The following is a 13,181-nucleotide window of genomic DNA, read 5'->3' as shown; positions in this document are numbered from 1 at the left end:
GCTCCCGTCACGGCTGCCGCGGCGGCGCCGGCACGGGTTCGGCGGACTCCCTCGGAGGCGCGGCCGTGGGCGACGGTACGGGCCGCCTGGTCGGCGGAACGCTCGTCGGCGACGGCTGCGGCACGCCGGGCTGAGCCTCGCTCGGCCGGGAGGGCGTCGGTGGAACGCTCGTCGGCGCGGGCCGGGGCTCGCTCGGCGGGCAATCGTCTGCGCGCGTCGGCTCCGTGGTGGCGGCGGGCGCGGACGGAACGGGGGTGGGCGCGGACGGGACCGGGGTGGGCGCGGACGGAACGGGCGTGGGCTCGACCGACGGCGGCCGCGAGGACGGTCGCGACCTGGGTTCCGAAGTGGGCTCCGGTTCCGCCACCGAGGGCGGTGCGGGCGCCGGCTCGGACGGGAGCGTGGGACACGGCACCGGCTTCTGCGCGGCGGCCGGCCGGGTCTGGACGGGCGACGCGCCCGCGGTGGAGAACCAGATCCCGGCCGCCAGCGCGCCGGCACCGGCGCCGGTCCCCGCGAGCAGCAGCACGCGGCGGCGCTTCGAACCCTTGACGATCATTTCGCTCCTCGGAGGGGGACGTTTCCGTACACCTCTCCAACCCCCTCGGGAGCGCCCGCGGTTGTCATGCCCGCGGATTTTTCTCCGGCGCGGGCCGTTCTCCGGCGCGGGCCTTCCCTCTCAGCGCGTGCGCGCGGTGGCCAGTGCGTCGGGCAGCAGCTCGGCCAGCGCGCGGAAGGCGCGGCCGCGATGGCTGATCGCGTCCTTCTCGTCCGGTGCCAGCTCGGCGGTCGTCCGGGTGTCGTCGTCCGGGACGAACACCGGGTCGTAGCCGAAGCCACCGGAACCGCGCGGCGCGCGGATGATCCGGCCGTGCATCCGGCCCTCGACGACATGCTCGGCGCCACCGGGAACGACGAGTGCGGCCGCGCAGACGAAGTGGCCGCCGCGCAGCTCGTCGGCGACATCGGCGAGCTGGTCGAGCACCAGGTCCAGGTTGGCGCGGTCCTTGCCGGAGGCGGCGGCGTCGCCGAACCGGCCCGACCAGCGGGCCGACAGCACGCCGGGCATGCCGTTCAGTGCGTCCACGCACAGCCCCGAGTCGTCGGCCACGGCGGGCAGCCCGGTGTGGGCCGCGATCGCGCGCGCCTTCAGCAGGGCGTTGCCCTCGAAGGTCGGCTCGGTCTCGGGGACGTCGGGGGCGTCCGGGAACGCCTCCAGCCCGGCCACCTCCAGCCCGGCCATCGCGGCGCCCAGGTCGCCCAGGATCCGCTCCAGCTCGACGATCTTGCCCCGGTTGCGGGTGGCGAGCACGATCCTGTTCACCGGCCGAGAACCTCGTTCTGCAACCGGGTCAGCTCGGCGCAGCCGCCGGCGGCCAGGTCGAGCAGCGCGTCCAGCTCCGAGCGGTCGAACGGGGCGCCCTCGGCGGTGCCCTGGACCTCCACGAAGCGCCCGTCGCCGGTGCACACGACGTTCATGTCGGTCTCGGCGGCCACGTCCTCCTCGTAGCAGAGGTCGAGCCGGGGCTCGCCGGCGACCACGCCGACGCTGACCGCGGACACCGAGTTGATCAGCGGGTCGCCCTTGCACATCCCGCGCTTGCGCATCCACGCCACCGCGTCGGCCAGCGCGACGTACGCACCGGTGATCGCGGCCGTACGGGTACCGCCGTCGGCCTGCAGCACGTCGCAGTCGAGCTGGATCGTGTTCTCGCCGAGCGCCTTGTAGTCCAGGCTCGCCCGGATCGACCGGCCGATGAGCCGGGAGATCTCCTGGGTACGGCCGCCCAGCTTGCCCTTGACCGACTCGCGGTCATTGCGGGTGTTGGTGGCGCGCGGCAGCATCGCGTACTCGGCGGTCACCCAGCCGAGCCCGCTGTCGCGCCGCCAGCGCGGCACCGAGTCCTTGACCGAGGCGGCGCACAGCACCCGGGTGCCGCCGAACTCGATCAGGACCGAGCCCTCGGCATGGTCGAGCCAGCCGCGTTCGAAGCGGATGGGCCGGAGCTGGTCGGACGCACGATCATCTGGACGGGCCATGGGGACCACCCTAATGCCCGGCCCCGCCCGTCCCGGACCCGGCCGAGCCCCCGCCGAGCCCGGCCGGGCCCTTTCCGGAACCTGGCGGAAAGCCGGTTGATCTCACGTTCGGTGGCAATTAATGACCCTGAGTCATACTGGGGGGACGGGGATGAACAGATATATGGCCGAGGCGGCCGGAACCGCCTTGCTGGTGTTCTTCGCGGTCGGCAGCGCCGTGTTCGGGCTGGCCGAGATCGGCACGCTCGGGGTCGCGCTGGCGTTCGGGCTGGTGCTGCTGGCGCTGGCGTACGCGATCGGCCCGGTGTCGGGCTCGCATGTGAACCCGGCGGTCACGGTCGGCATGCTGCTGGCCAAGCGGATCACGCCGGTCGAGGCGGGCGTCTACATCGTCGCGCAGGTCGTCGGCGGCATCGTGGGGATGGCGGTGATCCGGCTGATCGCGGGGCTGGGCAACACCACCATGCAGGTGAACGGCGCCAACAGCTACGGGGAGAAGATCAACGCGGGCGGCGCGTTCATCCTGGAGGTCGTGCTGACCTTCATGCTGGTCCTGGTCGTGCTGATGGTGACCCGCCGCAACGACGTCTACGGCTTCGACGGGCTGGCGATCGGCCTGACGCTGGCCCTGGTGCACCTGGTGGGCATCCCGCTCACCGGCACCTCGGTCAACCCGGCCCGGTCGATCGGGCCCGCGCTGTTCGGCGGCTGGCACTCGATGGCGCAGCTGTGGCTGTTCATCATCGCCCCGCTGATCGGCGGCGTGCTGGCCGCCCTGGCCGAGCCGTACCTGCGGGCGAGCACTGCCCGCACACCGAACGAGCCGAACGAGCCGCACGTTCCAGGGGGTCAGAGCTCGTAGACGGCGCCCACGGCGGCGAGCTCGATGGCGCCCCGGAAGTCGCTGGCCTTGGCCTCCATCAGGGAGCGCTGCGCATCGTTCCACGGTACGAGGTGGGTGAGGACCAGCCGGTCGACCTCCGCCAGCGCCGCGTGCTCGGCCGCCTCGCGCGCGGTGAGATGCAGGTCCTCGGGGTGTCCGGGCTGGTCGAGGAACGAGGCCTCGCACAGGAACAGGTCGGCGCCGCGCGACAGCTCGACCAGATCATCGGACGGGCCGGTGTCGCCGGAGTAGGCCAGCACGCTGCCGCCGTGCTCGATCCGGAACGCGAACGCCTCGACCGGATGCGGCATCTGCGCGGTCGTCACCCGGAACGGGCCGATCTCGTACGGGCCGCGGCGCAGCGTGTGGAAGTCGAACGTTCCGGACATGCCCGGGTCGGGCTCCAGATCGTAGGCGGCGGCCATCCGGCGCGGGGTGTCGGCGGGGCCGTGCACCGGGATGCTCGGCAGCGGGCCGTCCGGACAGTAGGTGCGCGCCACCCAGTACCCGCACAGATCGAGGCAGTGATCGGCGTGCAGATGCGACAGGCAGATCGCGTCGATGTCGTACAGCGGCTGGAAGCGCTGCAGCGAGCCGAGCGCTCCGTTGCCCAGGTCCAGCAGCAGGGAGAACCCCTCGGCCTGGATCAGATAGCAGGACGCGGGGCTGTCCGGCCCCGGAAAGCTGCCGGCGCAGCCGATCACTGTGACCCGCACGCTCACTCCTCCTCTTGCTTTCCCCGAGCTTTCCCCAAGGAATCAGGTGGACAGAGCCTTACTCTCGGCCGTCTCCACCACACCGATCTCCGGCCCCAGGAAGCGGCGGCCGAGCGCGGCGAACACGGCGGGGTCACCGGTGGCGCGGAACCGGTGCTCGGGCGGGGGCGACGCCTCCGCGCGGGCCAGCCCCTGGTCGTGCAGCACTCGATAGACGTCCTTGGCGGTTTCATCGGCACTAGAGACCAGTGTGACCCCGTCACCGACGACATACGAGATGACACCGGTTAGCAATGGGTAGTGCGTGCACCCGAGGATGAGGGTGTCGCACCCCGCGTCGATGATCGGGCGGAGGTAGCCGCCGGCGGTCTCCAGTAGCTCGTCCCCCATCGTGACGCCGTCCTCCACGTACTCCACGAAGCGCGGGCACGCGGCGGCGGTCAGCTCGATGTGCGGGGCGGCGGCGAACGCGTCCTCGTAGGCGCGGCTCGTCACGGTGGCCTCGGTGGCGATCAGCCCCACCCGGCCGTTGCCGGTGGCGCGGACGGCCCGGCGGGTGGCCGGGTTGATCACCTCGACCACCGGGACGTCGTAGCGCTCGCGGGCGTCGCGCAGCATCGCCGAGCTGGCGCTGTTGCAGGCGATCACCAGCATCTTGACGCCCTCGTCGACCAGCTGGTCCAGCATCTCCAGGGCGAACGCGCGGACCTGGGCGATCGGCCGCGGGCCGTACGGCTGGCGGGCCGAGTCACCCAGGTAGACCAGCGGCTCGTTGGGCAGCTGGTCGAGGATCGCGCGGGCCACGGTGAGGCCCCCGAACCCGCTGTCGAAGATCCCGATCGCCCGTGACCCCTGAAGGCCGCCGGAGCGGGCCTCCGCTGGACGGAGCCCGCCGCCCGTACCGGGCACTGGGGGGCCTGGGGGGACGTCCCCCCAGATGCGATCGGACATGGTGTACAAGGCTAGGCGAGAACGGGTCCCTCAGGCGCGTCATGCGTCGTACATCACATGGTCACACAGCCGAAACCCGCGTGGATTCGGCCGGATGTGACCGACTCCACCGATGCGGGCCCCCGGGCGTGCCGCGGATTCCTGGGGACGGGGAGTTCCGGGGGGTCTCGATCAGCTCGTGCGGCCGACGCGGGCGATCTGGCGGCTCTGGGCGACCAGGCGGCCGGCCGTGTCCCAGACCTCGACCTCCTCGTCGAACCAGCCGCCGGACAGCAGCCGCGCGTCGCCGTACACGGCCAGCGGGCCGGGCGTGGGGACGGCGCGCATGTGCCAGGTCAGCTCGACGGTGGGGGCCCAGCCCTTGGCGCCCAGGTTGAGCGCGACCGGGGGCAGCGCGTCGACGGCCAGCGCGAGCGAGTACGCGTCGGCCGGGTAGCCGTCGGCGAGCTCGAACCAGGCCCGGACCTCCGGGCGGCCGCTCGGCCGGCCGTCCATCCAGCCCATCGTGACCGGGTCGAAGCGCATGTGGACCCGGTCGGCGAAGCCGCGGCTGCGCTCCTCGACCCGGGGGAAGCCGGTGCACTCGTCGATCGGCGGCAGCTCCGGCGTGGGCGGCGCGCCGGCCCAGTCGGGCTCGGACGCGGCGTCCAGGGTGCCGGTGGTGATCAGCGCCTCCACCAGCGCCTGGTCGTTCTGGACCAGGCTGACCCGCGCCGTGGCGGCGGTACGGCCCGCCTTGCGGACGTCGACCAGGATCTCGGCGGGGCCCGGCTTGGCCACCCGCAGGAAGTTGGCCGCGGTCGACAGCGGGTGCTCGTGCGGCGAGGCGTCCACCGCCGCCCGGCCGAGGACCGCCATCAGGTACCCGCCGTTGAGCGCCTCGGCGAAGCCGAACCCCTCGTCGAGTACGGCCGCGTACCGTCCGTCCGCGACCTTCTCGACCGCCGTCGCCTCACCGAACCTGCTCATGCCTGGATGACCTCCGGAGCCATTACTAGAATCGCGTTCGAGTATGCCGCCCGCCTGCGCGATCTCGCAATGCGGCCCCACCCGAGGGTGCGGTCCAGGGGGGCCGTCGGGGGGCTACAGGATGGGCTCAGGCCCAGAGCTGGCCTTCGAGCCGGGCCTCGGCCTCCTCCAGGGTGCCGCCGTAGGCACCGGTGGACAGGTACTTCCAGCCGCCGTCGGCCACGACGAACGCGATGTCGGCCCGTTCACCGGCCTTGACCGCCTTGGCCGCCATGCCCAGCGCGGCGTGCAGGGCCCCGCCGGTGGAGATCCCGGCGAAGATGCCCTCCTGCTCCAGCAGCTCGCGGGTACGGCGCAGCGCGTCCCGCGAGCCGACCGAGAAGCGGGTGGTCAGCACCGAGTCGTCGTACAGCTCGGGGATGAAGCCCTCGTCGATGTTGCGCAGCCCGTACACCAGCTCGCCGTACCGGGGCTCGGCCGCCACGATCTTGACGTCCGGCAACTGCTCGCGCAGGTAGCGGCCGACGCCCATCAGCGTCCCGGTCGTCCCGAGCCCGGCCACGAAATGCGTCAGGGTCGGCAGGTCGGCCAGCAGCTCGGGACCGGTCGTCTCGTAGTGCGCCAGCGCGTTCGCCTCGTTGCCGTACTGGTAGAGCATCACCCAGTCGGGGTTCTCCCCGGCCAGCCGCTTGGCCACCCGGACCGCCTCGTTGGAGCCGCCGGCGGCCGGCGAGGAGATGATCTCGGCCCCCCACATCTCCAGCAGCTGGCGGCGTTCGGACGAGGTGTTCTCCGGCATCACGCAGACCATCGAGTAGCCGCGCAGCTTGGCGACCATGGCCAGCGAGATGCCGGTGTTGCCGGAGGTGGGCTCCAGGATCGTGCAGCCGGGAGTGAGCAGCCCCTCCTTCTCCGCCTTCTCGATCATGTAGAAGGCGGGCCGGTCCTTCACCGAACCGGTGGGGTTGCGGTCCTCCAGCTTGGCCCACAGCCGTACCTCGGGGCTCGGCGACAGCCGGGGCAGGCCCACCAGGGGCGTGCCCCCGAGGGAGTCCAGCAGGGATTCGAAGCGCATCGGCACGGGCCTCGCTCAGCCGCCGGCGACGGCCGGGAGGATGGTGACGCTGTCACCATCGGACAGCTCGGTCTCCAGGCCGTTCAGGAAGCGCACGTCCTCGTCGTTGAGGTAGACGTTGACGAACCTGCGCAGGCCCTTGTCGTCCACCAGCCGGCCGCGCAGGCCGGGGTGCCGCTCGTCCAGGTCCGAGAACAGCTGGTCGAGCGTGCCGCCCTTGCCGTCGACGGCCTTGGCGCCGTCGGTGAGGTTACGCAGGATCGTGGGGATCCGGACCTCGATCGCCATCGCGAAGATCTCCTTCAGGTCGTACGGGCGCCCCGCCGCGGCCGTCTCAGGCATCACAACAGGGCGGGGCAGGGGGGAATTCCGCGGGTTTGGTTCAGTTCCCTTGCGCGTCAGCGACAGTCGTAGACGACTTCGGCGCGCGAGTGCCCGAAGAGGAAGCTCTGCACGGGCGGCGGCGTGGCGGCGGCGAGCGGGCGACCGCCCGCGTGCTGCTCACTCGTCCACATGGGCGCCAGCTTACCGGGCCGGTGGTCCCGCAGGCTCACCCGGCGGCCTCCACGATGCTGACCTCCTCCTCGGTGACCTCGCCGTCCAGGATCCGGTACGAGCGGAACTCGAACGTCTCGGGGTCGCCCGTGGACACCAGCACGTAGTGGGCGTTGGGCTCCGCCGCGTAGGAGATGTCGGTACGCGACGGGTACGCCTCGGTGGAGGTGTGCGAGTGGTAGATCACCACTGGCTCCTCGTCCCGGTCGTCCATCTCGCGCCACACCTTGAGCTGCTCGAGCGAGTCGAAGCGGTAGAACGTCGGGGAGCGCTCGGCGTTGACCATCGGGATGAAGCGGACCGGCCGGTCGGACCCGAGCGGCCCGGCGATCACGCCGCAGGCCTCGTCGGGGTGGTCGGCGCGCGCGTGCGCGACGATCCGGTCAACCAGGGCACGCTCGATCGTCAGCATGATCCGAAGGCTACCCGGCACGTCCGGCCGGGCCCACCGGGGCGTCACCAGGCCCGGCGTCCCCCTCCCGCACCGGCTCGTCCCGCGGCTCATCGTCCAGCTTGAGGTGCATGCGGACGCGGGTCCCGCCGGGCCCCGAACGGATCTCCACGATGTGGCACAGCCGACGTACCGCCCACATCGCGGCCTCGCCCGGCTTGTGGTGATGCGGCGGGAAGCAGCCGAGGAAGCGGTCCTCCATCCGGCCCTCGGGGTCGCCGACGTCGCACAGCAGCTCGCCGTCCTGGGCCCACACCCACAGCAGTCCCCGCCCGCCGCCCTGCCGGACGACGGTGGTGGCGACCTCGTTCACCGCCAGTACGAACGGCAGCGACCGGTCGGCGGGCAGCCCGAGCCGGGCGGCCTCGGCGGCGAGGAACTCGCGCAGGGCGGGCAGCTTTCCCCCGGCGAACGCCTTCCATGCGGCGCGCTTCGGCGGGGCCGCCAGCGGGCGGGCGTTGCACTCGGCGTAGAACACGGCGGGATCGACGTACTGGCCGCTCGGCCGCGGGCCCCGGTCGTTCACCACCTCGGGATGGGTACGGGCCGCGTCGGTGAGGACGTGCGCCGGTAAGGCGGCGGCGTCGTACGCGCACATGAGCAGGGTGGGCGTACCGGCGAAGGCGACGTTGAGCAGCGCCTCGTGCCGCTTCCACTCGCAGACCTCCAGCGGGGTACGCCCGTTCCACACCGGCTCGGCCAGCAGCCGCAGCCGACCGCGCGGCCACCAGTCGCGGCGGGTCCGGTCGTGGTAGGCCGCCAGCGTGCTCATCGGCCCGGTGAACCAGGCCGACGCCTCCACGAACTCGACCGAGCGCGCCGCGTCGGCTCCGAGCTGCTGCCGCAGCAGGCGTTCGGCACCGGGCCCGACGATGGCGACGACGGCGTCCCCGCCCAGCAGCCCTTCGCGCAGGTGCGGAACGGCCGCCGCCGCGAACTCGCGGTGCGTCGCGTACACGAGGGCCTGGTGGGCCGTCTCGTCGCGGCCGCTCAGGATGCCGGCCGGGGACGCGGTGAGCCCGAACGACCCGGAGCCGTGGGAGCTCACGAGGGCTCCCTGACCAGGTACACCCCCGGTGGGGGCGCGTCCCAGCCCGCGATCCGCATCATCAGGTGCAGGTAGCCGGGCGGGTCGCGGATGATGACCTGGCGTTCGAGCCCGTCGCCGCCGCGGCCCGAGCCGACCAGCGCCCGCAGCCCCGCCATGTCGCAGAAGTCCAGGCCGGCCAGGTCGAGGCAGAAGTGCCCGCCGCGGCCGGCCACCTCCAGCAGCGCCCACTCCACGGCCGGCAGCGTCGACTCGTCGATCGCTCCGGTCAGCCTGAGCCCGGGCGGGGTGTACGTGGGCGTGATCCGCAGCACGCCGTCGTCGTACAGGTCGTCGACCCGGACCCGGCCAGCGTGCCGGGCGTCCAGGTGCCGCAGCTGCTCGGGCCCGAACCAGCGGCCGTCGTACTGGCAGAGCGCCATCGCCCGCGAGCCCGGCCGCTCGAACACCCGCCGGCAGGCGTCCTCGTACACGGCGAACGGCTCGGTACCGGGCCAGCCGCCCCAGGAGTAGGACATCTCGCAGGTGAAGCGGACGCCTTCGTAGCCCAGGGCGAGGGCGCGCGCGATCTCCGCGTCGACCTCCTCCTCCAGCGCGGCGCGGCCGGCCTCCGGGTCGAGGAACCGGCCGAGCGGGGCGGTCACCACATGCCCCAGGTAGGCCGCGGCCTCCAGGGCCGGCGGATACTCGACGGCGGGATCCCGCCCGGCATCACCCGCGTCCGGGCCGGTCGAGTGCAGGCCGGTCGAGTGCAGGCCGGTCGCGGGGAGGTCGGTCAGGGGCACGTCGGTCACGGGCAGGTCGGTCACATGGACGAACCGGTGCCGCGACAGCAGGCCGCCCCGGACATAGGACGCGAGGACGGCGTCGCGTTCCTCGTCACCGCTGTAGGCCAGGCACAGATGGTCACCGAACGTCATCGCCCCGACGGCGATCACTGTCGCGTCCTGGGACATCCCCTGGGAGCCGTGGGACATCGCGCCCTCCCAACTCGCGCCCTCCCCAAGGAACGCAGGTTTCCTGACGGAGCACGCCCTCCCGCTGTCAGCGTGATGTCACGGTACCAACCGGGCGGCGGGCCGTCGCCGCCTTGCGTTGAGGAGAGCCCGTGGTCAGGGGGTGCCGTTCTCCACGGATATCCCTGGCATCGCCAGGAGTCCGGTGTCGCGGAGCAGCACGGCGGCCTTCTCCGGAACGCCGCGCAGCAGGACGTGCCGCCGCCGTCCGCCACCGCCGTCGCGGGCGGCCTCGAGCATGCCGCGCAGGCCGTCCTCGTCGCAGCCGTCGACGGTCGACAGATCGAGGCAGACCAGCCCTGCGCGCGCGGGCAGCGTGGCCAGCGCCGTGGTGAGGGCGGGCCGGGCGGCGGCGTCGACGACTCCGGCCAGCACCAGCCCGGGCGGCCCGAAGGCCGGCGTGATCCGCAGCGTCCCGTCGTCGTGCAGGTCGTCGGCCCTGACCCGGCCGACGTGGTACGACTCCAGCTCGGCCAGCCGGGCGGCGTCGAACCAGCGCCGGTCGTACTGGCAGATCGCCATCGCGTTGACCTGGGAGGTGCGGAAGACCTCGTCGATCTTGCGCTCGAACTCGGCGAACCGCTCGGTGCCGGGCCAGCCGCGCAGCGAGAAGGTCTCCTCGCCGGTCACCCGGACGCCCTTGTAGCCCTGCGTCAGGGCCAGCTCGATCTCGGTGCCGAACAGGCCGATGATCTCATCGGGGTCGAACCGGCCGGTGGCCATGTAGGCCTCCTCGGCGGTCCGGACGACCAGGGCGCCGCTGTCGAGCGCCCCGGCCAGGTCGAGGCCGGCCGCCTCGGGGGCCGAGCCCAGCCAGTCGACCACGGTCTCCGGCGGATCCTCGTCGGACAGGTAGACGATCTTGTGGTCGGCGGCCAGCCCGTCCCGGATGTAGGACAGCAGGATCGCCTGCCGCTCGTCGGCGTTGTCGTAGGAGAGGCAGAGATGGTCGCCGAACTCCATCCGGCCGACCGCCTTGCCCTGCGTGGGAGTCGTCATGCGGGTCTCCAGGGGGTGCTGGAAGACATCGGGAGACGAAGCTCTTCAGACGAAGGACCTCGTCGCCGCCAACATAACAACACACAACGTGATCATCGCGGGACTTTGGGTAATTGTCCGGATTCACCAGATGGTACGGACGAGGCTCTCCTGCAGCATGGTCAGCCAGTCGTACGCCTCGAACATCACCGCGCGGGGATCGTCCGGATCGAGCAGCGCGGCCTCCTCGTAGCGCTCCTCGGTAATGTCCAGCCGCGTCCCGAGCGCCAGCCGCACGTCGTTGAGCGCGCGCAGCCACGCCTGCGCCTGCCCGTCGTCGATCACCGTGTCGACGCCACCGCCGACGGCCTCGGGCCGCAGCGAGCCCAGCACCGTGTCGGCGGCCTCGCGCTTGCCGTCCCGCAGGCCCATCTCGGTGTAGCGGCGGAACTCCCCGGCCGCCTCGCCGTCCTCGTCGCCGTACGCGTCGGGGAACAGCCGCGCCAGCACCGGGTCGTCGGGCTTGGTCGCGCCGGCGGAGATGCCCACCGCGCCCAGCAGGTCGTCCTTGCCCGGCCCGTCGCCCATGAGCTCCAGCAACTGCTCCATCAGGGCGCGCATCAGCGCGGCCTCCTCGGGCTCCAGCCGCAGCCGGACGCCCTTCTTCGCCTTCTCGACAATGCTCATGGCTCTCAGGTCCCCCGGATCCGGATCAGTCGTCGCGTTTCACGGTGGCCCACAGGCCGTAGGAGTGCAGGATCTCCACGTCGCGCTCCATCTCCTCGCGGGTCCCGCTGGACACGACGGCCCGGCCCTTGTGGTGCACGTCCAGCATGAGCTTCTCGGCCTTGGCCTTGGAGTAGCCGAACACGCTCTGGAAGACGTACGTGACGTACGACATCAGGTTGATCGGGTCGTTCCAGACGATGGCCAGCCACGGCCGGTCGGCGCTCTGGTCCTCCTCGATGTCCGGCCGGTCGAGCTCGACCGGCGCGGGTGCGCTGCTCATCTCCCGCTCATCTCCCGCGACCGTCCCTTTCCCCGCAGAGTCCGTCCGCCAATTCCCCTGATGCTATTCGCCCCGGGCGTCCGGAGTGTGGTGGCCTGCGTCCATGGTGCCCTCGCGGGGTCGTAGGGTTCCACTTGTGGACCTTGGTGTAGGCACGGCGCTGCTGACCGACCAGTACGAGTTGACCATGCTCCAGGCGGCCCTGAGCAGCGGAACCGCCGACCGCCGGGCGGTCTTCGAGGTGTTCGCGCGGCAGCTCCCGCCCGGGCGGCGGTACGGCGTGGTCGCCGGTACGGGGCGGCTGCTGGACGCGATCGAGTCCTTCACGTTCGCCGGGCCCGAGCTGGAGTTCCTGACCTCGCGCGGGGTGGTGAACGAGGCCACGGCGCAATGGCTGGAGAAGTACCGGTTCTCCGGAGACATCTGGGGATATCCGGAAGGCGAGTGCTACTTCCCGGACTCGCCGCTTCTGGTGGTCGAAGGCACGTTCGCCGAGGCCGTCCTGCTGGAGACGCTGGCCCTGTCGATCCTCAACCATGACTGCGCGATCGCCTCGGCGTCGTCCCGGATGGTGCAGGCCGCCCAGGGCCGGCCGCTGATCGAGATGGGCTCGCGCCGTACCCACGAGATGGCCGCCGTCGCCGCCGCCCGGGCCGCGCACATCACCGGCTTCGCCACCACGTCCAACCTGGAGGCGGGCCGCCGGTACGGGGTACCGACGGCCGGGACGAGCGCGCACTCGTTCACGCTGCTGCACGACAGCGAGCGGCACGCCTTCCGCGCGCAACTCGAAGCGTTCGGCGAGAGCACGACGCTGCTGGTGGACACCTACGACGTCGAACGCGCCGTCCGTACGGCCGTGGAGCTGGCCGGTCCCTCGCTCGGCGCGGTACGGATCGACAGCGGCGACCTCGGCGTGATGGCGCGGCAGGTACGCGCCCAGCTCGACTCGCTCGGTGCCCACGACACCCGCATCGTGGTGACCGGCGACCTGGACGAGTACGGGATCGCGGCACTGGCCGCCGCACCCGTGGACGGCTATGGCGTCGGCACGTCCCTGGTCACCGGCTCGGGTGCCCCGACGGCCTCGCTGGTCTACAAGCTCGTCGCGCGCGCCGACGGCCCCGACGACGACGCGCCGATGCGGCCGGTCGCCAAGCGCTCCACGGGCAAGCCCACGCGCGGCGGCCGCAAGTCGGCCGTCCGCCGGGTCGACGGGCACGGCACCGCGTACGCCGAGATCGTCAGCACCGGCGAGCCCACCCCGGGCCCCCGCGACCGGGTCCTGCACGTACCGCTGATGCGCGCCGGCACCGTGGTCGGCCGCGAGCCTCTGGACGCGGCCAGGGAACGGCACGAGCGCGTGATCCGCGAACTGCCGCCGACGGCGCTGCAGCTGTCCAACGGGTCGGCGGCCATCCCCACCGAGTTCGTCGAGGGCGGCCCGCGACCATAAGGCGCGCCTTGGGGGCGGCTGCAAGGGTTCCCCT

The 13,181-nt window shown here is 72.3% G+C and carries 16 protein-coding genes; 2 read left to right on the top strand and 14 right to left on the bottom strand.

Annotation, left to right across the window (positions count from 1 at the left end; genetic code table 11):
* Nucleotides 1-7 precede the first annotated feature (7 nt).
* From ACH34Q_RS15575 to rph, 3 genes are all read right to left on the bottom strand, one after another.
* The gene (locus tag ACH34Q_RS15575) at nt 8-559 is read right to left on the bottom strand and encodes a hypothetical protein (RefSeq protein WP_395983627.1); all 552 of its coding nucleotides are present in this window, start codon (nt 557-559) and stop codon (nt 8-10) included.
* Between the two features lie 120 nt (nt 560-679).
* Nucleotides 680-1,324, bottom strand: a complete 645-nt coding sequence (gene rdgB, locus ACH34Q_RS15570; protein WP_395983626.1) for an RdgB/HAM1 family non-canonical purine NTP pyrophosphatase — start codon at nt 1,322-1,324, stop codon at nt 680-682.
* Nucleotides 1,321-2,040 carry a ribonuclease PH gene (gene rph / locus ACH34Q_RS15565; protein WP_395983625.1) on the bottom strand — a complete coding sequence of 240 codons (720 nt, stop codon included), beginning with the start codon at nt 2,038-2,040 and terminating at the stop codon, nt 1,321-1,323. The genes rdgB and rph overlap by 4 nt, the downstream gene beginning before the upstream one ends.
* Nucleotides 2,041-2,191: 151 nt before the next feature.
* Here rph and ACH34Q_RS15560 point away from each other — a divergent pair, with 151 nt between their 5' ends.
* A complete protein-coding gene (locus ACH34Q_RS15560; protein ID WP_395983624.1) occupies nt 2,192-2,902 on the top strand; it encodes an aquaporin in 711 nt (236 codons plus the stop codon).
* Here ACH34Q_RS15560 and ACH34Q_RS15555 read toward each other — a convergent pair.
* From ACH34Q_RS15555 to clpS, 11 genes are all read right to left on the bottom strand, one after another.
* On the bottom strand, nt 2,890-3,639 hold the full coding sequence (locus ACH34Q_RS15555; RefSeq protein ID WP_395983623.1) for an MBL fold metallo-hydrolase: 750 nt from the start codon (nt 3,637-3,639) through the stop codon (nt 2,890-2,892). The two genes, ACH34Q_RS15560 and ACH34Q_RS15555, sit on opposite strands and share 13 nt — an antisense overlap.
* Nucleotides 3,640-3,681: 42 nt before the next feature.
* Nucleotides 3,682-4,590, bottom strand: a complete 909-nt coding sequence (murI, locus tag ACH34Q_RS15550; protein ID WP_395983622.1) for a glutamate racemase — start codon at nt 4,588-4,590, stop codon at nt 3,682-3,684.
* A gap of 171 nt (nt 4,591-4,761) precedes the next feature.
* A complete protein-coding gene (locus ACH34Q_RS15545; RefSeq protein WP_395983620.1) occupies nt 4,762-5,559 on the bottom strand; it encodes a thioesterase family protein in 798 nt (265 codons plus the stop codon).
* A gap of 127 nt (nt 5,560-5,686) precedes the next feature.
* On the bottom strand, nt 5,687-6,634 hold the full coding sequence (locus tag ACH34Q_RS15540) for a PLP-dependent cysteine synthase family protein (RefSeq protein ID WP_395983619.1): 948 nt from the start codon (nt 6,632-6,634) through the stop codon (nt 5,687-5,689).
* Between the two features lie 15 nt (nt 6,635-6,649).
* Entirely contained in the window at nt 6,650-6,922 is a 273-nt protein-coding gene (locus tag ACH34Q_RS15535; protein ID WP_395983712.1) for a MoaD/ThiS family protein, read from the bottom strand.
* Between the two features lie 262 nt (nt 6,923-7,184).
* Nucleotides 7,185-7,601 carry a Mov34/MPN/PAD-1 family protein gene (locus ACH34Q_RS15530; RefSeq protein WP_395983618.1) on the bottom strand — a complete coding sequence of 139 codons (417 nt, stop codon included), beginning with the start codon at nt 7,599-7,601 and terminating at the stop codon, nt 7,185-7,187.
* A 10-nt stretch (nt 7,602-7,611) separates the two neighbouring features.
* Nucleotides 7,612-8,688, bottom strand: coding sequence for an anti-sigma factor RsbA family regulatory protein (locus ACH34Q_RS15525; protein ID WP_395983617.1), 1,077 nt, complete (start codon nt 8,686-8,688; stop codon nt 7,612-7,614).
* Nucleotides 8,685-9,665 (bottom strand): MEDS domain-containing protein, encoded by a 981-nt coding sequence (locus tag ACH34Q_RS15520; protein ID WP_395983616.1) that lies wholly within the window; start codon nt 9,663-9,665, stop codon nt 8,685-8,687. Before ACH34Q_RS15520 ends, ACH34Q_RS15525 begins: the two co-directional genes overlap by 4 nt.
* A gap of 135 nt (nt 9,666-9,800) precedes the next feature.
* Nucleotides 9,801-10,703 (bottom strand): MEDS domain-containing protein, encoded by a 903-nt coding sequence (locus tag ACH34Q_RS15515; protein WP_395983615.1) that lies wholly within the window; start codon nt 10,701-10,703, stop codon nt 9,801-9,803.
* A 123-nt stretch (nt 10,704-10,826) separates the two neighbouring features.
* A complete protein-coding gene (locus tag ACH34Q_RS15510) occupies nt 10,827-11,369 on the bottom strand; it encodes a DUF2017 domain-containing protein (RefSeq protein WP_395983614.1) in 543 nt (180 codons plus the stop codon).
* Between the two features lie 25 nt (nt 11,370-11,394).
* Nucleotides 11,395-11,691, bottom strand: coding sequence for an ATP-dependent Clp protease adapter ClpS (gene clpS, locus ACH34Q_RS15505; protein ID WP_395983612.1), 297 nt, complete (start codon nt 11,689-11,691; stop codon nt 11,395-11,397).
* A gap of 103 nt (nt 11,692-11,794) precedes the next feature.
* Between clpS and ACH34Q_RS15500 the strand changes: the two genes are divergently transcribed.
* Nucleotides 11,795-13,147, top strand: a complete 1,353-nt coding sequence (locus ACH34Q_RS15500; protein ID WP_395983611.1) for a nicotinate phosphoribosyltransferase — start codon at nt 11,795-11,797, stop codon at nt 13,145-13,147.
* Nucleotides 13,148-13,181: the final 34 nt, after the last annotated feature.

Source organism: Actinomadura sp. 9N407 (genome assembly GCF_044326315.1).
GTDB lineage: Bacteria > Actinomycetota > Actinomycetes > Streptosporangiales > Streptosporangiaceae > Spirillospora.
The sequence above is the reverse complement of the archived record's forward strand: the minus strand, read 5'-3'. Positions and strand labels throughout refer to the sequence as shown.

Bases quoted from the DNA above. Each gene is read 5' to 3' on its own strand.
- ACH34Q_RS15530 (WP_395983618.1), bottom strand. From the start codon at position 7,601: ATGCTGACGATCGAGCGTGCCCTGGTTGACCGGATCGTCGCGCACGCG.
- ACH34Q_RS15575 (WP_395983627.1), bottom strand. From the start codon at position 559: ATGATCGTCAAGGGTTCGAAGCGCCGCCGCGTGCTGCTGCTCGCGGGG.
- murI (WP_395983622.1), bottom strand. From the start codon at position 4,590: ATGTCCGATCGCATCTGGGGGGACGTCCCCCCAGGCCCCCCAGTGCCC.
- ACH34Q_RS15510 (WP_395983614.1), bottom strand. From the start codon at position 11,369: ATGAGCATTGTCGAGAAGGCGAAGAAGGGCGTCCGGCTGCGGCTGGAG.
- ACH34Q_RS15540 (WP_395983619.1), bottom strand. From the start codon at position 6,634: ATGCGCTTCGAATCCCTGCTGGACTCCCTCGGGGGCACGCCCCTGGTG.
- ACH34Q_RS15535 (WP_395983712.1), bottom strand. From the start codon at position 6,922: ATGGCGATCGAGGTCCGGATCCCCACGATCCTGCGTAACCTCACCGAC.
- ACH34Q_RS15560 (WP_395983624.1), top strand. From the start codon at position 2,192: ATGAACAGATATATGGCCGAGGCGGCCGGAACCGCCTTGCTGGTGTTC.
- ACH34Q_RS15515 (WP_395983615.1), bottom strand. From the start codon at position 10,703: ATGACGACTCCCACGCAGGGCAAGGCGGTCGGCCGGATGGAGTTCGGC.
- ACH34Q_RS15500 (WP_395983611.1), top strand. From the start codon at position 11,795: ATGGTGCCCTCGCGGGGTCGTAGGGTTCCACTTGTGGACCTTGGTGTA.
- ACH34Q_RS15545 (WP_395983620.1), bottom strand. From the start codon at position 5,559: ATGAGCAGGTTCGGTGAGGCGACGGCGGTCGAGAAGGTCGCGGACGGA.
- ACH34Q_RS15520 (WP_395983616.1), bottom strand. From the start codon at position 9,665: ATGTCCCACGGCTCCCAGGGGATGTCCCAGGACGCGACAGTGATCGCC.
- rph (WP_395983625.1), bottom strand. From the start codon at position 2,040: ATGGCCCGTCCAGATGATCGTGCGTCCGACCAGCTCCGGCCCATCCGC.
- clpS (WP_395983612.1), bottom strand. From the start codon at position 11,691: ATGAGCAGCGCACCCGCGCCGGTCGAGCTCGACCGGCCGGACATCGAG.